This window comes from Halorubrum kocurii JCM 14978, from assembly GCF_000337355.1.
Taxonomy (GTDB): Archaea; Halobacteriota; Halobacteria; order Halobacteriales; family Haloferacaceae; genus Halorubrum; species Halorubrum kocurii.
This window is the reverse complement of the sequence record NZ_AOJH01000065.1, coordinates 53,394-72,076: the sequence shown is the minus strand read 5'-3', so window position 1 is coordinate 72,076 and position 18,683 is coordinate 53,394. Positions and strand designations below refer to the sequence as shown.

Genomic DNA, 18,683 nt, shown 5'->3' with positions numbered 1-18,683 from the left:
CAATCCACGCGATACCATCGTTGAGGCGGTCGAATTCTGCCATAGACACTCAGAACTCGTCCGCCTCATCCTCTAACTTAACGCGACCGCAGAATCCTCGATCAGTTATAAATGAGCGGCTCGGACTTTTGAGAGATCCGTCGCACCGCCGACGGCGACTGCTCACAGACGAGAGCACACGACGACACGCCGCGGAACACTCAACACAAAGCAGACACAGGCGTACAGCCGCGCATTCGGGCGATCAAAAGCGTATCGCGAAACCTTTAGACGGGAGAGCGGCCTATCCCGGGCCAATGAGTCGGGGCCCGGAGCTGATCATCACGGAGAAGGACAACGCGGCGCGTCGCATCGCCGACATCCTGAGCGGCGAGTCCGCGACGGCGGAGCGGGAGAACGACGTGAACGTGTACAAGTGGGGCGGCAAGCGGTGTATCGGCCTCTCCGGCCACGTGGTCGGCGTCGACTTCCCGGCCGAGTACAACGACTGGCGCGACGTCGAGCCCGTCGAGCTCATCGACGCGCCGGTGACCAAGGAGCCGACGCAGGAGGGGATCGTCGCGGCCCTCCGCAAACTCGCGCGCAACGCCTCCCGAGTCGTGATCGCGACCGACTACGACCGCGAGGGCGAGCTGATCGGGAAGGAGGCGTACGAGCTGGTGCGCGAGGTGAACGAGGACGCGCCGATCGACCGGGTCCGCTTCTCCTCGATCACCGACAACGAGGTGCAGAAGGCGTTCGCGAACCCCGACGAGCTCGACTTCGACCTGGCGGCCGCCGGCGAGGCACGACAGGTGATCGACCTCACGTGGGGCGCGGCGCTCACCCGGTTCCTCTCCCTGTCGGCCCGCCAGCTCGGCGACGACTTCATTTCGGTGGGCCGGGTACAGGGGCCGACGCTCAAGCTGATCGTCGACCGCGAGCGCGAGATCCAGGCGTTCGACCCCGAGTCCTACTGGGAGCTGTACGGGAACCTGACGAAGTCGGGCGGCGACCCCTTCGAGGCGCGCTACTTCTATTTAAATGACGAGGGGAACGAAGCCGAGCGCGTCTGGGACGGCGACGTCGCCGAGGTGCTCACGGAGGCCCTCGATGCGGCCGACGAGGCCGTCGTCGACGACGTGCGCCGCCGGACCCGCACCGACGAGCCGCCGACCCCGTTCAACACCACGGCGTTCATCCGGGCCGCCGGCTCGCTCGGCTACTCCGCCCAGCGCGCCATGTCGCTCGCGGAGGACCTGTACACCGCCGGCTACGTCACCTACCCGCGGACGGACAACACGGTGTACCCGGAGGATCTGGACCCTCGCGAGCTGATCGAGGAGCTCTCGGTCGCCTCGACGTTCGGGGCGGACGCGAAGCGCCTGCTGGACGCGGACCGCGAGATCGAGCCCACCGAGGGCGACGAGGAGACGACGGATCACCCGCCGGTCCACCCGACCGGGGAGCTCCCCGCCGCCTCGGACCTCTCGGAGGACGAGTGGGAGGTGTACGAGCTGATCGTCCGCCGCTTCCTCGCGACCTGCGCCGAGCCCGCGACGTGGGAGCGGCTCCGCGTCGTCGCGCTCGCGAACGGCGCGGCGACCGGGATCGCCGAGCGCGCTGACGGGCTCGCCGCCCTCCGGAACTCGGACGAGGCGAGCGGCCCCGGCGACCTCGTCGCGGACGGCGGGCTCCGGCTGAAGGCGAACGGCAAGCGCCTGCTGGAGGCGGGCTACCACGACGTGTACCCGTACCGCTCCAGCGACGAGCGGATCGTCCCCGACGTCGAGGTCGGCGAGACGCTCGCGCTCACCGACCGGCGGACGGACGCGAAGGAGACCCAGCCGCCCCGCCGGTACGGCCAGTCCCGGCTCATCGAGGAGATGGAGAAGCGCGGCGTCGGCACGAAGGCGACCCGCCACCGCACCCTCGAGAAGCTGTACGACCGCAACTACATCGAGAGCGACCCGCCGCGGCCCACCCGCCTCGCGGAGGCGGTCGTCGAGGCCGCCGAGGAGTTCGCCGAGCACATCGTCAGCGAGGAGATGACCGCCCAGCTCGAACGGGACATGCAGGCGATCGCCGCCGGCGAGAAGGGGTACGACGAGGTGACCGAGGAGTCCCGCACCCTCCTCGACCGCGTGTTCGACGACCTCACCGAGTCGCGGGAGGCGGTCGGCGACCACCTCCAGAAGTCGCTGAAGGCGGACAAGACGCTCGGCCCCTGTCCCGAGTGCGGCGAGGACCTCCTCGTCCGGAAGTCCCGACAGGGGTCGTACTTCGTCGGCTGCGACGGCTACCCCGACTGCGAGTACACGCTCCCGCTCCCCTCGACGGGGAAGCCGCTCATCCTCGACGAGACCTGCGAGGACCACGACCTGCGGCATGTGAAGATGCTCGCAGGCCGAAAGACATTCGTCCACGGCTGCCCGCAGTGCAAGGCCGACGAGGCCGACGAGCAGGAGGACGAAGTGATCGGCGTCTGTCCCGACTGCGGAGAAGAGCTCGGGGGAGAGCTGGCCATCAAACGCCTCCGCTCCGGCTCCCGGCTCGTCGGCTGTACGCGCTACCCCGACTGCGACTACTCGCTGCCGCTCCCCCGGCGCGGCGAGATAGAGGTCACCGACGAGAGCTGCGAGGAGCACGACCTCCCGCACCTCCGGGTCCACTCCGGCGACGAGCCGTGGGAGCTGGGCTGTCCGATCTGTAACTACCGGGAGTTCACGGCCCGCCAGGAGGGGTCGGAGCTCCAGGCCGTCGAGGGGATCGGCGAGAAGACGGCCGAGAAGCTGAAGGACGCGGGCGTCGACGGCGTCGACGATCTCAAGTCGGTCGACCCGGACGAGTTGGCGGCCGACGTGGACGGCGTGGGCGCGGACACGGTCCGGGACTGGCAGGCGAAGGCGGACTGAGCCTCCGGTCGACGGGGGGCGTCTCGGGGTCGGCGAACGTCCCTCGCAGTTTATACGTTTCGGGGCCGTCGGACGAGATACGAATGGATCGTGACGGCGAGTCGACACCCCGTGTCGTGCGGTCGTTCGTCGAGGCGGTTCCGACCCCCGCGTTAGCCTGCGATCCGGAGACGCACGCGATCCGAGCGGCGAACGCGCCGGCGGCCGCGCTGCTCGGGCAGGACCGCGGGACGCTGACGCTGATGGGGCTCGCCGACCTCGGCGAGACCGACGAGACCGTCGACGGCAGGCCGTTCGGCGCGGCGGTCGACGAGGCGGTCGACCGGGAGGGCGTCACCGACTTCGAGTGGGATACCGGCGGAAAACGGGGCCGTCGTCGCCTCTCGCTGTCGCTCCGGACGACGAGGATCGCCGAAGAGCGGTGGCTGATCGTGGGGCTGGCAGACGTGACCGACCGCGTCGCCGCCGAGGAGGATCTCCGGTCGCAGCTGCGCGTCGTCGACGCCATCGCCTCGACGATGCCCGCCGCGCTGTTCCAGTGCGGCGCGGACGGGACCCTCGCGCGCTGGAACGACCGCCTCGCCGCCGACGCCGGGCGGGGCGGCGAGGCGCTCTCCGGGACCGACCTGACGGCGCTGTTCGACGACGAGACCCGCGACGCCGTCGCCGACGCGCTCCGCCGCGTGTACCGCGAGCGCGAGCCGGCCGAGTGCGAGGCGACGCTGCTGACGCGCTCCGGCGAGCGCGTCCCGTACCGGCTCGCCCTCGGGCCGGTCGTCGACGGCGACGAGGTCGTCGGCGCGATCGGCGTCGGCGAGGACCGCACGGAGGCGTCGCTCCGCGAGGAGCGGCTCGCCGTCCTGACGCGGGTGCTCCGGCACAACTTCCGGAACGACCTCAACGTGGTGACCGGGTTCACCGAGCGGGCCATCGAGACCGTCGACGACCCGGAGCTGTCGAGGGAGCTCGAACGGGTCGTCGACACCGCCGAGCGCCTGCTCCGCGTCGGCGAGACCTCCCGACAGGTCGAGCGCCTGCTCGCGGACCGCCCCGCTCCCGGCCCGGTGGACCTCGCCGACGCGGTCGACGAGGCCCTCGCCTCGCTCCCGGGGGAGCTCCGCGAGGGCGCCGACATCGAGGTCGACGTGCCCGAGGGGGTCACAGTGTCCGCGATCGGGTACCTCGCCGAGGCGATCGCGGAGCTCGTCGACAACGCGATCCGCCACAGCGAAACCGAGCGCCCGCGCGTCGAGATCTCGGCCGCCGAGCTCCCGAGCGAGTCGTGGGCGTCGCTCGTCGTCGCCGACGACGGCCCGGGGATTCCCCCGGCCGAGCGGTCGGTGCTCACCGGCGAGGAGACGCCGCTCGAGCACGCCAGCGGGCTCGGGCTCTGGTACGTCAACTGGATCGTCAGCGCCGGCGGCGGGTCGTTCGACATCGGCTCCGCGTCAGCTGGCGGGACGCGGATCGAGATCGAGCTCCGGACGCGGAACGGCGGTTGAGCCGGTCGAACGGCCGGCGTCACTCGACGAGCCGTACCTCGTCGCCGACCGCGACCGCGTCGGCCGCGCCGGCGGGGAGCTCGACGACCGTGTCCGCGCGGCCGCGGCCCAGCCCGACGAACGGGGCGAGCCGCTTCGTCTTCCGCACCTCGCCGTCGACGAGCCACAGCGCGTCGATCGCGAACGGGACGAACAGCATGTGGAGCCACTGCGTGTCCGGCGCGTCAAAGGGGAACACGAGCGCGTAGTCGTCGGGGATCGACCGACGGAACATCAGTCCGCGGCCCTGTTCGAACGTCGAGCGCGCCACGTCGACGTCGCTCGCGAGGAGCGTCGACGTGACGGCCGGCCCACGGTCGAACGACGCGCCGTCGGCCGGTTCGTCGGCGGACGGAGCGCGTCGGNGGATGAGTCGCACGCTGGGGACGTGGCAGCCGTCGGATAAATAGCCTCCCGATCGATCGGCGGCGCGTCGACCCCGAGATCGGGTTTGTGTTGCTCTGTTGCCGTGCTAGCCGGATTAGCTCGCGTCGCCGTACGTCTCTTCGAGGTACTCGATGATGTCGTCGCTCTCGGCCATTCCCTCGATCCCGTTCGCCTCGTCGACGAGGACAGGGACGCCGGTCTGCCCGCTGATCGCTTCGACCTCGGTGCGCTCGCCGTGCGAGCGCGGGACCATCACCGACTCGTAGTCGAGATCGAGGTCGCCGAGCGCGGTCTTGACTTTCGCGCAGTACGGACAGCCTTCCAGTTCGTAGAGCGTCAGATCCGTCATCGGCATCAGGTACGGGACAGACGCGTAAAGAAGTGCGGTGAGCCATGCGCGCTGCGCGCACGGGCGGCGTCCGTATTTAAAACACACCGCGGCGCCGGCCCGCGCTTACAGGATGACGCCGCGCGTCTGCAGGACGTAGTAGACGACGAGCAGCGCCGCGATGACGTACTGGCCGAGCGCGACGTCGTCGTACTCGCCGATAGCGAGTTTGATGAGGGGGTAGGCGATGATACCGGCGGCCAACCCGTCGGCGATGGAGTAGGCGAACGGCATCACGGTGACCGTGAGTCCTGCGGAAACCGCCCAGGCGGGGTCGCTCCAGTCGACCTCGACGAGCCCCTGGAGCATCATCACGCCGACGACGATCAGCGCGATGAAGGAGGCGTACTCGGGGATGGCGGCGACGACCGGAATCACCGCGAGTGACCCGACGAACAGCAGCGCGACGACGAGCGCGGTCAGGCCCGTACGCCCGCCCTCCTCGACGCCGGTCGACGACTCGATGTACGTCGTCACCGTGGAGGTGCCGAGCATCGCACCGGCGGTCGTCCCCACCGCGTCGGCCATCAGCGGCTTCTCCATCTCCGGGAGGTCACCGTCCTCGTCGAGGAAGTCACCAAACTGCGAGACCCCGATGAGCGTCCCGGCGGTGTCGAAGAAGTCGACGAAGAAGAAGGTGAACACGACCAAGACGAACGTGAGCGGCTCGATCTCGGTGAACCCCTCGACGAACGCCCCCGCGAGCGGCGAGATGTCGTACTGGGCGCTCGGGAGCGTCTCCGGGGTGATGACGCCGCGCTCGAAGACGCCGCCCAGCGTGAGCCCCCAGCCGACGGCCGCGGTCGTCAGGATGCCGATCACGATCGAGCCCGTGACCCCGCGCGCCCAGAGCCCGAACGTGAACGTGAGTCCGAGCAGGCCGAGGATCGCCCATGGGTTCCCGAAGATCCCGCCGAGCGTGACGAGCGTCGCGTCGTCGGGGACGACGATCTGCAGCTCCTGAAAGCCGATGAACAGCAGGAACAGGCCGATACCGGCTCCGACCGAGCGCTTCACGGGCTCGGGGAACAGCTGGATGACGTACTTTCGCGCGCCGACCGCGGTGAGCAGCATAAACAGGACCCCCTCGACGAACACGGCGGCGAGGGCCGTCTGCCACGGGATGCCGAGCCCGAGGACGACCGTGAACGCGAAGAAGGCGTTGAGTCCCAGCCCGGGCGCGAGCCCGAACGGCCGGTTCGCGTACAGCGCCATGACGAGCGTCGCGAGCGCGGACGAGAGGATCGTCGCGATGGCGATCATCTGGACCACCTCGAAGAACTCGTAGCCGGGGATCTGGATCGCCTCGGCGAGGATGAACGGGTTCACCACGATGATGTACGACATCGCGAGGAAGGTGGTGAGCCCCGCAACCAGCTCCGTCCGGACGTCGGAGTCGTGCTCCTCTACGTCGAACCGCGCAGCGAGCGTGTCTGTAAGCCCCATTGAACGCGTGAGTGTACCCCGGGATCGAGTGATAAGCTTTGCTGAACGTCAGCGGATGGTATGCAAGAGTATGGATATAAATGTGGTTTAAAACGTTAGAGCGCCGAGAGAAATGCGCGAACGTGCCTACACGAACGCGACCGGCGCTACTCGAACGTCGTCAGCGCGCCCACGGGGGCGTCGGTGATCTCGCGCGCGCGCTCCATCCCCTCGTCGCCGACGGCGATAAGCGTGAACACGCCGGTGACGTCGGCGTCCGCCTGCAGGGCGATGTCCAGGAGGAGCTCTTGGGTCTCGCCCGACCGGATCAGGTCGTCGACGACGAGGACGGTGTCGCCGGCGTCGATCGCGCTCGCGGGGAGGTAGTAGGTGAGCTCGATCCCCGAGGCGAGCCGCTGACGCGACTCGATGAACTCCTCGACGGCGGTCTCCTTCGACTTCTTCGCGTACGCGAGCCGCGCGTCGAAGAAGGACGCCATCGCCGCCCCGAGCGTGATCCCGTCCGTGGCCGCGGTGAGCACCACGTCCGGCGACTCGAACTGGAACGTCTCCGCGGCGACGGGCGCGACCAGATCGAGGAACGACTGGTCGAAGACGACCCCGGAGTTGTCGACGTACCCCTCGTCGTCGAACTCGACGCGAGCGAGCAGCTCGTCGGCGAGCGCGTCGCGACCGACCGCCTCGACGACCTCGCTCGCGCGGTCCGTGCCGGGGAGCACGTGCCCGTTGACGTACCGGTTTAAGTCGCCCGCCGGCAGGCCCGTCACGTCGGACAGCTCCTCGTAGGTCCGCGTCTCCTTCAACATCCGCAACACGGCGACCGCCTGCAGCTGGAGGGCCGCCTTCTCTGCTCGGTTCATGGCGATGATCGTGATCGCACAAGTATGAATACGTCGAAGTCTTCGGACGAGTCGATCGCCACGAACGTGGCAGTCGACCCCTCACTCCGACGGCGCGCGGAAGAACAGGTCCGGGTCGTCGACGGCGAACTCGACGCGGTCCCGGTCGTCGAGCGGACGGAGCCTGATTCGCACCTCGCCGGCGTCCGCCGCCGCCGCTTCGAGCGTTTCCCTGTCGGAGTCGAGGACGAACGTCGGGACGCAGACGGCGGTCTCCGACGCCGCGTTCTCCGCGACCAGCAGCCGGTAGGCGGCCGTCTCGCCGGCCGCCGCGTACACCCGGACCGACTCGACCGACGCGTCGCCGAGGAGGTCGTTGACCTCGTCGAACTCCGAGCCGGGCAGCAGGACGTGGAGCCGCGCCGCGTCGACGATCGGGTTCACGTCGCCGGGGTGGAGCGCGACCGCCTCCCAGCCGCGGTCGCGGTACTCCGCCGCGGTCGCCTCGGTGTCGTCGAACACGCGCTGCCACCGCTCGCCGAGATCGGCTCTGCTCATACGGAGGGGGCGTCGCCGCGGGGAATTAAACCTTCCTCGCCGCCCGCGGCGCCCGCGCGTCGAGCGGGAGACGGGAACGGAAACCGAGGGACTGATCGGGGTCAGCCGCCACCGAGCGGTGTGCTACGTGACCACAGATCTTATGTCTCCAGATAGTATTGGACCGCTTATGTCACGCGACGACTCGGACGTGAACCGCCGAACGTACCTCAAGTACGTCGGAGGAACGGCAGCTACCGTGGGACTGGCCGGTTGCTCGGACAGCGGTGGCGACGGGAGCGACGGCGAGGACGGCGACGACGGAAGCGACGGCGAGGACGGCGACGACGGGAGCGACGGCGGCGACGGAGAGGAGCTCCCGGAGCCGGAGACGCGCGAGGAACACCTCCAGCGCGCGAACCTCCGGCTCAACGAGCGCGCGCCGTGGGTCTATCTCAACCGTCAGTACAGCGTGTACGGCATCGCGAGCCGACTCGACTGGACCGCCCGCCGCGACGAGCGGATCGAGGCGCAGGCCATCTCGGTGACCGAGGGCGAACCGTCGGTCACGATCACGCAGTCGTCGATGGACTCGGGGCTCGACCCCCACGACCACCGGGAGACGCCGACCGACAACATCGTCGTGCAGGCCCACGACGGCGTGCTCGGCCGCAACGCCGACGGCGACATCATCGACGCGCTCGCGACCGACTACGAGCGCCTCGAAGAGGGCCGCGTCCGGTTCGAGATCCGCGACGGCGTCACCTTCCACAACGGCGACGAGCTCCAGCCCTCGGACATCGCCTACAGCGTCAATCGGGTCGTCGACTCCGAGGTCGGGATCGAGAGCCCGCAGAGCGACCAGCTCGCCGGGGTCACGGGCGCCGAGGTCGTCGACGGCGGGGTCGAGGTGACCTCCGACGGGGTCAACCCGATCGTGTTCTCGCTGTTCGCCTCGTACTGTAAGGTCGTCCAGCAGGACTGGATCGAGGCGCGCGAGACCTCGGAGATCAACTCCGACATGAACGGGACCGGGCCGTTCCAGGTCGTCGAGTACGAACAGGACGTGCAGATCGTCTACGAGCCCTACGCGGACTACTGGGGCGACGCGCCGGAGATCGAGGAGTTGACGATCCGCGCGGCCAGCGAGTCGAGCACGCGCGTCTCACAGCTGCTCGCCGGAGAGACCGACCTCATCGTCAACGTGCCGCCGCAGGAAGTGAGCCGCGTCCGCGGCGAGGACACCACGGAAGTCACGGCGGTGCCGAGCACCCGCGTCGTGTTCAACGCCATGCGGTACGACGTGGAGCCGTTCTCCAGCCCGGAGTTCCGGCAGGCGATGAACTACGCCATCGACCTGGACAGCATCATCGACAACGTCCTGCAGGGGTTCGCTGACCCGACCGGCCAGCCCACTCTGGAGGGGTTCGTCGGCTACAACGGGGAGGTCGGACCGTACCCGCAGGACGTCGAGCAGGCCGAACAGCTCGTCGAGGACTCCGGCCACGCCGACGCCGAGATCACCCTCGAAACGCCCGTGGGGCGGTACCTCCGCGACGTGGAGATCGCGCAGGCGGTCGCCAGCCAGATCGACGAGCTCTCGAACGTCTCCTGTGACGTCGAGCAGCGCGACTTCGCCTCGCTCGCGGGCGAGGTGACGAGCGGCGACATCGAGAACATGCCGCACTTCTACCTGCTCGGCTGGGGGAACACCACGTTCGACGCCAGCCAGACGATCATCCCGCTGCTCACGTCCGACGGGGCGCTCTCCAGCTACCGGGAAGACGAGGAGGTCGACGAGCTCATGTCCGAGTCCCAGAACCTGCCGGGCGAAAACTAAGGCCCGATGGCGCTGGGACGGTTCCTCCTGAAACGCGGGATCCAAGGCGTGCTGGTCGTGTGGGGGGTCGTGACCGCGGTGTTCCTGCTGCGGTTCATCACCCCCGGCGACCCGGTGACGTTCGTCGCGCCGCTGGACGCGGGCGCGGAGCTTCGCGCACAGATAGCCGCGGATCTGGGGCTCGATCAGCCGTTATACGTCCAGTACGTCGATTACATCGCCGGGCTGTTGCAGGGCGACATGGGGTACTCGTACCTCCGCGGCACGGAGGCGAGCACCATCGTGTTCGCTCGCGTGCCGGCCACCGTCGAGCTGGCGGTCGCGGCGACCGTCGTCGCGATCGTCATCGCGATCCCGCTCGGGGTCATCAGCGCGACGCGTCGGCGCGAGCCCGCGGACTACGGGGCGACCCTGTTCTCGCTGGTCGGCATCTCGACGCCGAACTTCTGGCTCGGGATCATGCTCATCCTGGTGTTGTCGGTGCAGTTCGATCTGTTCCCGACGAGCCGGCGGCCGATCGGCCTCTTCGAGACGCTCGCGTTCCTCGTCACGGTCGAGAACGGGATTGCCGCGCCGATGAACGTCGACGCGTTCCTCGACGGGCTCTGGACCTGGCTGTGGCATATCGCGCTGCCGGCGGTGACGCTCGGCACGTACTTCACCGCGCTCGTCACCCGGCTGACCCGGAGCGGGATGATCGAGGAGCTCGGACAGCCGTACGTCCGCGCGGCGCGCGCGAAGGGGCTCCCGGAGTCGCTGATCCAGTACAAACACGCGCTCCAGAACACGCTCATCCCGATCGTCACCGTGTTGGGGCTCCAGCTGGGGACCCTGATCGGCGGCGCGGTGATCACCGAGGCCGTGTTCGCGTGGCCCGGGCTCGGCACGCTCGTCATTAACGCGATCAACGTCCGGGACTGGCCCCTGATCCAGGGGTCGCTGATCGTGATCGGGACCGGATTCGTGCTGATCAACATCTTCGTCGACGCCCTGTACGCCTACCTCAATCCGCGGGTGGTCCACTGATGACGAACCGATACTGCTCCGTTTGCTCAGGCGGTGTGGCGTGTGGCACGGGTGCGGCTCGAACGACCGAGGCGGCGCGCGGGGCGCCACCCGAGACGGTTCCGGGGGTGAGCGGCCGATGATCTCTCCCCGGACGCTCCGGAACCTCCGGAGCGAGCTCTCCCGGAGCCTCCTCGCGAAGCTCGGGATCGCGATCCTCGCGGTCGTCCTCCTGACCGCGGTCTTCGCGCCGCTCTTGGCGCCGCACGACCCGACGGAGCAGGACCTCGAGAACGCGAACATCCCGCCGCTCGGGTTCACGGCGACGGAGAACCAGACGACCTCGCAGATGGTCGACGGCGAGGTGAAAATCGTCGAGGAGGAGGTCGTCGTCAACACCACGGCCGAGCACCCGCTCGGGACCGACTCGCTCGGCAGGGACGTGCTCTCGCGGACGATGTTCGGCGCGCGCACGTCGCTGCTGGTCGGCCTGTTCGGGACCGCCATCGCCGTCGTGCTCGGCGTCACCGTCGGGATCACGGCCGGCTACTACGGCGGCCGGATCGACGACGCGCTGATGCGGTTCGCCGACGTCATGTTGGCGTTCCCGTCGCTCGTGCTCGCGATCGCGCTCATCGGGCTGTGGGGGCAGGCGTCGCTGCGCATCCCGGACCCGCTCGTGGCGTTCGGGATCGCGTCCGCGGAGATGCCGGAGAACATCGTGCTGCCGGGGACCGTGATCGTCGTCGTCGCGCTCGTGAACTGGGTGTGGTTCGCCCGCGTCGCGCGCGGGGAGGCGCTCTCCGTCCGCGATCAGGAGTACGTGAAGGCGGCGCGATCGATGGGGGGAAGCGACCTGCACGTGATCCGCAGGCACGTGCTCCCGAACAGCCTGACGCCGATCTTAGTGCTCGCGACGATCCAGATCGCCGCGATCATCCTGCTGGAGTCCTCGCTGTCGTTCCTGGGCTTCTCGGGGGCGCAGCTCTCGTGGGGCTTCGACATCGCGCAGGGGCGCCAGTACCTGTCGTCGTCGTGGTGGATCGCGACCGTCCCCGGGCTGGCCATCGTCGCCGCCGTCGTCGGGATCAACCTGATCGGCGACTGGCTGCGCGACGCGCTCGATCCGGGTATCGAGGGACAGGGAGGTGCGTCGTGACCGACCTGCTCCGCGTCCGGGACCTCTCGACCCGCTTTTTCACCGAAGAGGGGCAGATCAACGCGGTCGAGAGCGTCTCGTTCACCGTCGAGGCCGGCTCCGTCCTCGGGGTCGTCGGCGAGTCCGGCAGCGGGAAGTCAGTCACGGGACTCTCGCTCATCGATCTGGTGGAATCGCCGGGCCGGATTACGAGCGGGGAGATCTGGTACAACAACGCCGACCTCGCGGAGCGGGTCAAGGGAGACCAGCCCGAGGCGGTCGACGGCGACTTCGTCGATCTCCGTCGGCTCTCCGAGGCGGAGCGCCGGTCGCTCCGCGGGTCGGCGTTCAGCATGATCTTCCAAGACCCGATGAGCAGCTTCAACCCCTCGATCACCGTCGGCGAGCAGATCGCCGAGGCGGCCGAGGTGCAGCGCCGCGCGAACGCGAACCCGCGCTCGACCCGGTCGCGGACGCAGGGGTACGGGTTGGGGCGGATGCTCCTCGACGGCGTGCTGCCCGACCGCTCGTACACCTCCGAGGAGAGCTGGGACCGCGCGGTCGAGCTGCTCGAACGCGTCGGCATCCCCGACCCCGCCGAGCGCGCCGAGGAGTACCCGCACCAGTTCTCCGGCGGAATGCTCCAGCGCGCGATGATCGCGCAGGCGCTCGCCGGCGACCCGGACCTGCTCGTGGCCGACGAGCCGACGACCGCGCTGGACGTGACCATTCAGGCGCAGATCCTCGACCTGATCGACGACCTCCAGGAGACGTTGGACATGAGCGTCGTGCTCATTACCCACAACCTGGGCGTCATCGCCCGCGTCGCCGACCGGGTGAGCGTCATGTACGCCGGCGAGGTGGTCGAGCGCGGGACGCTGAGCGACGTGTTCGACGACCCGGTCCACCCGTACACGAAGGGGCTGTTGGGCTCGGTGCCCGACATCGACCGCCCGGGCGAGCGGCTCGAACCCATCGCGGGCAACGTGCCGGACCTCGTCGACGCGAACATGCCCGACCGCTGTTACTTCGCCGACCGCTGTCCGAAAGCCATGACAGATTGTCTCACGCGACCGCCGGAGTACGAGGTGAGCGACAGCCACCGCGCCCGCTGCGTCCTCGCCGAGCGCGAGTACAGCGAGGCCGACGCGGTCCCCGACGAGCGGCTCGCGGGGCCGACGGACGGGGGCGACGGGGCACCCGCTCCGGACGCGGGGGTGAGCGATGACTGACCCGCTCGTCACCGTCGACGACCTCGAGAAGTACTACTACGAGAACGACACGCTGCTCGACCGGCTGACCGGCGCGGAGCCCGAGGCGGTGCGGGCGGTCGACGGCGTCTCCTTCGAGGTCCGCGAGGGCGAGACCCTGGGCGTCGTCGGCGAGTCCGGCTGCGGGAAGTCGACGCTCGCGGAGACGCTGATGCGGCTCCGCGAGCCCACCGGCGGCTCCGTGACGTTCGACGGCGATCCCGTCTTCGAGCTCTCCGGTGACGGCCTGGACTCGTTCAGGCGGCGGGCGCAGGTGATGTTCCAGGACCCGTTCTCCAGTCTGGACCCGCGGATGACCGCCGGCGAGATCATCACGGAGCCGCTGGCGATCCACGACGTGGGGACCAGCGCCGAGCGGCGCGAGCGCGCAGCGAGCCTGCTGGAGGACGTGGGGCTCTCGGCCGAGCAGATCGACCGCTACCCGCACGAGTTCTCCGGGGGACAGCGCCAGCGCATCGGGTTCGCCCGCGCGCTCGCCATCGATCCGGAGTTCATCGTCCTCGACGAGCCGGTCTCCGCGCTCGACGTGAGCGTCCAGGCGCAGGTGTTGAACCTGCTGGCCGACAAGCAGGCCGAGCGCGACCTGACGTACCTGTTCATCGCGCACGACCTGTCGGTGGTGCGTCACATCTCCGACCGCGTCGCCGTCATGTACCTCGGAAAGGTCGTCGAGATCGGCCCCACGGAGGAGATATTCGGGGACCCGCGACACCCGTACACCAAGGCGCTGTTGGAGTCCGTCCCGCGGGCGGACACCGACGAGCGGAGCCGCAACGTGAAGACGATCCGCGGCGACGTGCCCTCGCCCCGGAACCCGCCCTCCGGCTGTTCGTTCCGGACCCGGTGTCCGGAGCTGATTCAGCCGCCGGGACTGGACGTGCCGCAGGCGACGTTCCGCGAGATCAGCGGGCTCAGGACGCGGATCGAGAACGGCGACATCGACGTCGACCTCCGATGGGAACAGGTCGGCGACCCGGACCGCGAGGACGTGGCGGCGTTCGTCGACTCGCTTCAGAAGGAGGCGTTCGACACGGATTTGCCCGACGCCGACGAGGAGGCGGTCCGCGAAGCGATCCGTGCGCTCGCCGAGGGAGACCGTGAGGCGGCCACGGCGTCGCTGCGGGGGCGGTACCGATCGCCCTGCGAGGCGGTCGAACCCGCGTTGCCGGCCGGGGCCCACCCGTCGGCGTGTCTCCTGAACGAACAGCCGGCGGACGTGGAGACGGCCCGCGAAGAGTGGGAGGCGGACCACGACGCTCCGGGCGTCGGGGCGTCGCGGCAGTAGCGGACCGGTTCAGCCGACGAGGGTTCCGAGGACCGGCGCGACGAGCATCATGCCGGCGCCGAACCCGCCGATTCGTGCCATCGCGCGCCGAGACCGGCGCTCGGTCCAATTGGTGTCGGCGTCGAGGTGCTCCTGTGCGGCCTCGATCGCTCGACCGGACGCGACGGAGCCGGCCCACCCGAGGAGAGCGAGCCCGAACCAGAGGCCGCCGAACGCGAACGCCGTCTCCGCGGCGGCCAGCGGACCGAATCCGCCGACCGCGACCAACCCGATGACGAGGACCGGCGTCGCGGCGGCGCCGACGGCGCCGCCGCCGGCGACAAGTCGCCCGCGTTCACGGACGACCGGCGACACCGACATCGATCAGTCGATCGCTTCCCGCATCCGGGGGTCGAGCGCGTCCCGCATGCCGTCGCCGAGCAGATTGAACCCGAGGACGGTCAGCGCGAGGAACAGCCCGGGGAAGAACGACCACCACCAGATGCCGGTGAGCAGCCCCTGACTCACGCCGTTCGAGAGCATGAGTCCCCACGAGGGCGTGCCGGCGGAGGCGCCGAACCCGAGGAACGAAAGCGCGGCGAGGTCGATGATCGCCAGCCCGAAGTTCAGCGTCGACTGGACGGTGATCGGCGCGAGGCAGTTCGGCAACACGTGTCGGACGAGCACCCGCGGGTCCGTGGCGCCGAGCGCGACGGTGGCGTCGATGTACTCGTTCTCCAACACGGTGAGGGCGGCCCCGCGGACGACGCGGGCGAACCGCGGCGTGTACACGAGCGTCAGGGCCGCGACCGCCCGCCAGAGCCCGAGCTCGTCGGGGAAGATGGAGACGAGCGCGAGCGCTAAGAGGAGCGAGGGGAACGCCAGCAGCACGTCCATCGTCCGCATGATCACGTTGTCGGTGACATCGCCGTAGTAGGCGGCGACGATGCCGAGGCCGACCCCGAGCACCGTCGACGCGCCGACGGTCACCGTCCCGAACAGCATCGCGTACCACGCGCCGTACGCGACGCGGGGAACGAGGTCTCGCGCCTGCCCGTCGGTGCCGAACGGGTACTCCAGGCTCGGCGCGGCGCGGTTCGGGTTCGTGCCGAGCTGTGTCTGGGAGATGACGTCCAGATCGAGCGTCAGGCGGGCGTAGATCGCGATCACGAGCATCGCGACGATGATGGCGAGGCCGGCCAGCGCGAGTCGGTTCGACAGCAGCTGTGAGAGGAACGGCGAGGCGCGGATCCGATCGACGAGCCCGCGGCTCGTCGTCTCCCCCTCGCCGTCTCTGAGTGTTTCGGTGCTCATTGTTGGATCCTCGGATCGAGGTACGAGTAGGTGATGTCGACGACGAGGTTCACGAGAGTGAACAGGAACGCGAACATCAGGACGGTCCCCTGAACGATCGGGTAGTCGCCGACCTCGATCGCCTCGACGAGCAGCGTCCCGAGCCCGCCGATGGCGAACACGGTCTCCGTCAGCACCGCGCCGCCGAGCAGCCCGCCGAACTGGATCCCGATGATCGTGACGACGGGGATCAGCGCGTTACGGAACCCGTGTTTCAACACGGTGATCTTCGCGCCCTGGCCCTTCGCGCGGGCGGTGCGCATGTAGTCCTGCCTGACGACCTCCAGCATCGACGAGCGCATCATCCGCGAGATGAGCGCCATCGAGTACACGCCGATGACGAGCGACGGCAGGAGCATGTGCCTGACCGCCGATTTGAACATGTCCCACTCGCCGGCGAGCAGCGTGTCGATCGTCACCATCCCGGTGACGCGAATGGGAGAGACGCTGAACGTCGACGAGATCCGCCCGCTGGTCGGCAGCACGCCGAGCACCTGTGCGAACAGCAGGATCAGCAGCGGCCCGCTCCAGAAGATCGGGACGCTGATCCCGGCGAGCGCGCCGACGCGGGTGCTGTGATCGGTGAGTGTGTCCTGTTTCACCGCGCTCAACACGCCGAGCGGGATGCCGAACAGGATACCGAACAGCTGCCCGTACAACGCCAGTTCGAGCGTGACGGGGAGCGTGTTCGCCATGATCTCCCGAACGGTCGTGTTCCGGTTGATGACGTACGACTCCCCGAAGTCGAACCGCACGACTTTCCCGAGGAAGTCGATGTACTGGACCCAGATTGGGTCGTTGAGCCCGAGGTCGGCGCGGATGCGCTCGACGAACTCCTGGCTCGCGCGCTCCCCGGCGATCGTGAGCGCCGGGTCGCCCGGCGAGAGGTGGAGGATGGAGAAGACCAGCGTCGCCACTCCGATCAACACTGGGACGAGTAACAGCAGCCGCTTGAGTACGAATCGTTTTGGGAACATCGAAGGTGAGACTGAAGTGACCGACTACTCCAGCGAGACCAGGTTCAGGAACGGACCGCCGATAGCGGCGATCTGGAACCCGTTGACCCGGTCGGCGACGCCCCGAAGCTCTTCCGCGTAGTCCAGGTACACCCACGGGGCCTCGTCGTGGGCAACCTGCATCGCCTCGTTGTACAGGCTCGCGCGCTCGCTCTCGTCGGTCGTCTGCTGACCCTGCTCGACGAGGTCCATGTACTCCTGGTTCGCCCACGCCGAACGGTTACTGGTGTTGTACCCCTCGGCGTCGAAGCTCACCCAGTCCTGGTCCTCGGTGAGCTCGCCCTCGTCGACCTGCGGGTGAAGCAGCACGTACGCGAAGTTGTCCGGGTCGGCGTTGTCGGTGTACCAGCCGAGGAAACACGCGTCGTGGCGGCCCTGGGCCGTGTACTCGAGGAACGGCGCGAACGACTGCTGGTTGATCTCGACTTCGATCCCGACCTCGCTGAGGTTAGAGGCGACCGTCTCGGCCGTCTGGATCGGCGAGGGATTGTACCCGCGGGGGTTCTGGAACGTCGCCAGCTCGAAGGAGAACCCGTCGCCGTAGCCGGCCTCCTCGAGGAGGCTCTGCGCCTCCTCTGGGTCGTACGGGTACGGGTCAATGTCGTCGTTGTGCCCCATCACGTTCGGCGGCAGCGGCTGGCTGGCCTGCGTCGCGAAGCCGGAGTAGAGCTGGTTGACGATCGCCTCGGTGTTGATCGCGTGGCTGACGGCCTGCCGGACGCGGCGGTCCTGGAACTCCTCGACCGCCGCGATGTTGAACGCCATGTAGCCGATGTTGATTCCCTCGGTACGGACGAGCTCGGCGCCGTCCGCGCCGTCGACCTGCTGGGAGGACTGCGCGCCGATGCCGTCGATGATGTCGAGCTCCCCGCTCGCGAGCGACTGCGCCCGAGTGGAGTTCTCGCCGACCGTGACGAACACGGCCTCGTCGACTTCCGGGCCGTCGCCCCAGTAGTCGTCGTACGCGGCGAGTCGGACCTGCTCGTTGGAATCGTCGAGGGTGTCAAGCTCGAACGGCCCGGTCCCGACCGCGTTCTCCGAGAGGTCGGTGCCGTACTCCTCGATCGCGGCCTCGGAGTGGACGGAGGCCGCGAACATCGCCAGGTTGCGCAGGAACGGCGCGTACGTCTGCGTGAGCTGGATCGTCATCTCGTAGTCCCCGTCGACCTGGATATCGTCGATCCAGTTGCCGAGCGTGAAGGGACCGTACGCGGAGACGTAGTCGTCGCCGGCGTAGTACTCGTACTCCGAGTCGACGAAGCGGCGGTACGTCGCCTCGAAGTCCTGCGCCGTGAACTCCTCGCCGTTGTGGAAGGTGACGCCCTCCTTCAGCGTGAGCGACGCCGTCTCGCCCTCGATCGAGTAGTCGGAGGCGAGCCCGTCGGTGAGCGTCGACTCGCCCGGCTCGAAGTTGATGAGCGTGTCGTAGATCTGCTCGGTGACCTTCGCGACCTCACCGCTCGTGCTGTTCTGGAAGTCCAGCGTCGACGAGTGGCTCCCCCGACCGTATCGGAGGAGGCTGGTGTCGCCGTCGCCGTCGGAGCCGTCCGAACCGTCGGAGCCGTCCGAACCGTCCGAACCGTCCGACCCATCAGAGCCGTCAGAGCCGTCGCCGGAACAGCCGGCGAGACCGGCCGTCACTGCGGCGCCACCGGCGGCGCCGAGGAATCTTCTCCGCGAAACGTTCGTGTCTCGGGATGACATGGATCGAATCTGAACACTTGCCAGTATAAACCTACCGAACGAACGGGTGGAAATGTTCTG

16 protein-coding genes are annotated in these 18,683 nt (G+C 68.7%); 7 read left to right on the top strand and 9 right to left on the bottom strand.

Annotation, left to right across the window (positions count from 1 at the left end; genetic code table 11):
• Nucleotides 1-296: 296 nt before the first annotated feature.
• Nucleotides 297-2,894, top strand: coding sequence for a DNA topoisomerase I (locus tag C468_RS10370; RefSeq protein ID WP_008848835.1), 2,598 nt, complete (start codon nucleotides 297-299; stop codon nucleotides 2,892-2,894).
• Nucleotides 2,895-2,977: 83 nt separating this feature from the next.
• Nucleotides 2,978-4,396, top strand: a complete 1,419-nt coding sequence (locus C468_RS10365; protein WP_008848834.1) for a PAS domain-containing sensor histidine kinase — start codon at nucleotides 2,978-2,980, stop codon at nucleotides 4,394-4,396.
• 19 nt (nucleotides 4,397-4,415) lie between these two features.
• Here C468_RS10365 and C468_RS18075 read toward each other — a convergent pair whose 3' ends face one another.
• From C468_RS18075 to C468_RS10340, 5 genes are all read right to left on the bottom strand, one after another.
• Nucleotides 4,416-4,814, bottom strand: a complete 399-nt coding sequence (locus C468_RS18075; protein WP_008848833.1) for a DUF192 domain-containing protein — start codon at nucleotides 4,812-4,814, stop codon at nucleotides 4,416-4,418.
• A 102-nt stretch (nucleotides 4,815-4,916) separates the two neighbouring features.
• The gene (locus tag C468_RS10355; RefSeq protein ID WP_008848832.1) at nucleotides 4,917-5,171 is read right to left on the bottom strand and encodes a glutathione S-transferase N-terminal domain-containing protein; all 255 of its coding nucleotides are present in this window, start codon (nucleotides 5,169-5,171) and stop codon (nucleotides 4,917-4,919) included.
• A 105-nt stretch (nucleotides 5,172-5,276) separates the two neighbouring features.
• Nucleotides 5,277-6,656: an NCS2 family permease gene (locus C468_RS10350; RefSeq protein ID WP_008848831.1), complete on the bottom strand. Its 1,380-nt coding sequence runs from the start codon at nucleotides 6,654-6,656 to the stop codon at nucleotides 5,277-5,279.
• Nucleotides 6,657-6,802: 146 nt separating this feature from the next.
• Nucleotides 6,803-7,516: a phosphoribosyltransferase family protein gene (locus C468_RS10345; protein ID WP_008848830.1), complete on the bottom strand. Its 714-nt coding sequence runs from the start codon at nucleotides 7,514-7,516 to the stop codon at nucleotides 6,803-6,805.
• A gap of 81 nt (nucleotides 7,517-7,597) precedes the next feature.
• Entirely contained in the window at nucleotides 7,598-8,053 is a 456-nt protein-coding gene (locus C468_RS10340; protein WP_008848829.1) for a DUF7529 family protein, read from the bottom strand.
• Nucleotides 8,054-8,222: 169 nt separating this feature from the next.
• Here C468_RS10340 and C468_RS10335 point away from each other — a divergent pair, with 169 nt between their 5' ends.
• From C468_RS10335 to C468_RS10315, 5 genes are all read left to right on the top strand, one after another.
• A complete protein-coding gene (locus C468_RS10335; RefSeq protein WP_008848828.1) occupies nucleotides 8,223-9,872 on the top strand; it encodes an ABC transporter substrate-binding protein in 1,650 nt (549 codons plus the stop codon).
• Between the two features lie 6 nt (nucleotides 9,873-9,878).
• Entirely contained in the window at nucleotides 9,879-10,898 is a 1,020-nt protein-coding gene (locus C468_RS10330) for an ABC transporter permease (protein ID WP_008848827.1), read from the top strand.
• A 118-nt stretch (nucleotides 10,899-11,016) separates the two neighbouring features.
• Nucleotides 11,017-12,036 carry an ABC transporter permease gene (locus C468_RS10325; protein ID WP_008848826.1) on the top strand — a complete coding sequence of 340 codons (1,020 nt, stop codon included), beginning with the start codon at nucleotides 11,017-11,019 and terminating at the stop codon, nucleotides 12,034-12,036.
• Nucleotides 12,033-13,247, top strand: coding sequence for an ABC transporter ATP-binding protein (locus tag C468_RS10320; protein WP_008848825.1), 1,215 nt, complete (start codon nucleotides 12,033-12,035; stop codon nucleotides 13,245-13,247). Before C468_RS10325 ends, C468_RS10320 begins: the two co-directional genes overlap by 4 nt.
• On the top strand, nucleotides 13,240-14,571 hold the full coding sequence (locus tag C468_RS10315) for an ABC transporter ATP-binding protein (protein WP_008848824.1): 1,332 nt from the start codon (nucleotides 13,240-13,242) through the stop codon (nucleotides 14,569-14,571). Before C468_RS10320 ends, C468_RS10315 begins: the two co-directional genes overlap by 8 nt.
• 9 nt (nucleotides 14,572-14,580) lie before the next feature.
• Here the strand turns inward: C468_RS10315 and C468_RS10310 are convergent, their stop codons facing one another.
• The 4 genes from C468_RS10310 to C468_RS10295 are packed head-to-tail and all read right to left on the bottom strand — an operon-like array spanning nucleotide 14,581 to nucleotide 18,623.
• Nucleotides 14,581-14,931 (bottom strand): DUF7268 family protein, encoded by a 351-nt coding sequence (locus C468_RS10310; RefSeq protein ID WP_008848823.1) that lies wholly within the window; start codon nucleotides 14,929-14,931, stop codon nucleotides 14,581-14,583.
• 3 nt (nucleotides 14,932-14,934) lie between these two features.
• Nucleotides 14,935-15,864 (bottom strand): ABC transporter permease, encoded by a 930-nt coding sequence (locus C468_RS10305; protein ID WP_008848822.1) that lies wholly within the window; start codon nucleotides 15,862-15,864, stop codon nucleotides 14,935-14,937.
• Nucleotides 15,861-16,880, bottom strand: coding sequence for an ABC transporter permease (locus C468_RS10300; protein ID WP_008848821.1), 1,020 nt, complete (start codon nucleotides 16,878-16,880; stop codon nucleotides 15,861-15,863). Before C468_RS10300 ends, C468_RS10305 begins: the two co-directional genes overlap by 4 nt.
• A 24-nt stretch (nucleotides 16,881-16,904) precedes the next feature.
• Complete coding sequence (locus tag C468_RS10295) at nucleotides 16,905-18,623, bottom strand: ABC transporter substrate-binding protein (protein ID WP_049912174.1); 1,719 nt, start codon at nucleotides 18,621-18,623, stop codon at nucleotides 16,905-16,907.
• Nucleotides 18,624-18,683: the final 60 nt, after the last annotated feature.

Excerpts from the sequence above, each read along its gene's own strand:
- C468_RS10370 (WP_008848835.1), top strand. The coding sequence starts at position 297 with ATGAGTCGGGGCCCGGAGCTGATCATCACGGAGAAGGACAACGCGGCG.
- C468_RS10365 (WP_008848834.1), top strand. The coding sequence starts at position 2,978 with ATGGATCGTGACGGCGAGTCGACACCCCGTGTCGTGCGGTCGTTCGTC.
- C468_RS10355 (WP_008848832.1), bottom strand. The coding sequence starts at position 5,171 with ATGACGGATCTGACGCTCTACGAACTGGAAGGCTGTCCGTACTGCGCG.
- C468_RS10350 (WP_008848831.1), bottom strand. The coding sequence starts at position 6,656 with ATGGGGCTTACAGACACGCTCGCTGCGCGGTTCGACGTAGAGGAGCAC.
- C468_RS10345 (WP_008848830.1), bottom strand. The coding sequence starts at position 7,516 with ATGAACCGAGCAGAGAAGGCGGCCCTCCAGCTGCAGGCGGTCGCCGTG.
- C468_RS10340 (WP_008848829.1), bottom strand. The coding sequence starts at position 8,053 with ATGAGCAGAGCCGATCTCGGCGAGCGGTGGCAGCGCGTGTTCGACGAC.
- C468_RS10335 (WP_008848828.1), top strand. The coding sequence starts at position 8,223 with ATGTCACGCGACGACTCGGACGTGAACCGCCGAACGTACCTCAAGTAC.
- C468_RS10330 (WP_008848827.1), top strand. The coding sequence starts at position 9,879 with ATGGCGCTGGGACGGTTCCTCCTGAAACGCGGGATCCAAGGCGTGCTG.
- C468_RS10325 (WP_008848826.1), top strand. The coding sequence starts at position 11,017 with ATGATCTCTCCCCGGACGCTCCGGAACCTCCGGAGCGAGCTCTCCCGG.
- C468_RS10315 (WP_008848824.1), top strand. The coding sequence starts at position 13,240 with ATGACTGACCCGCTCGTCACCGTCGACGACCTCGAGAAGTACTACTAC.
- C468_RS10310 (WP_008848823.1), bottom strand. The coding sequence starts at position 14,931 with ATGTCGGTGTCGCCGGTCGTCCGTGAACGCGGGCGACTTGTCGCCGGC.
- C468_RS10305 (WP_008848822.1), bottom strand. The coding sequence starts at position 15,864 with ATGAGCACCGAAACACTCAGAGACGGCGAGGGGGAGACGACGAGCCGC.
- C468_RS10300 (WP_008848821.1), bottom strand. The coding sequence starts at position 16,880 with ATGTTCCCAAAACGATTCGTACTCAAGCGGCTGCTGTTACTCGTCCCA.
- C468_RS10295 (WP_049912174.1), bottom strand. The coding sequence starts at position 18,623 with ATGTCATCCCGAGACACGAACGTTTCGCGGAGAAGATTCCTCGGCGCC.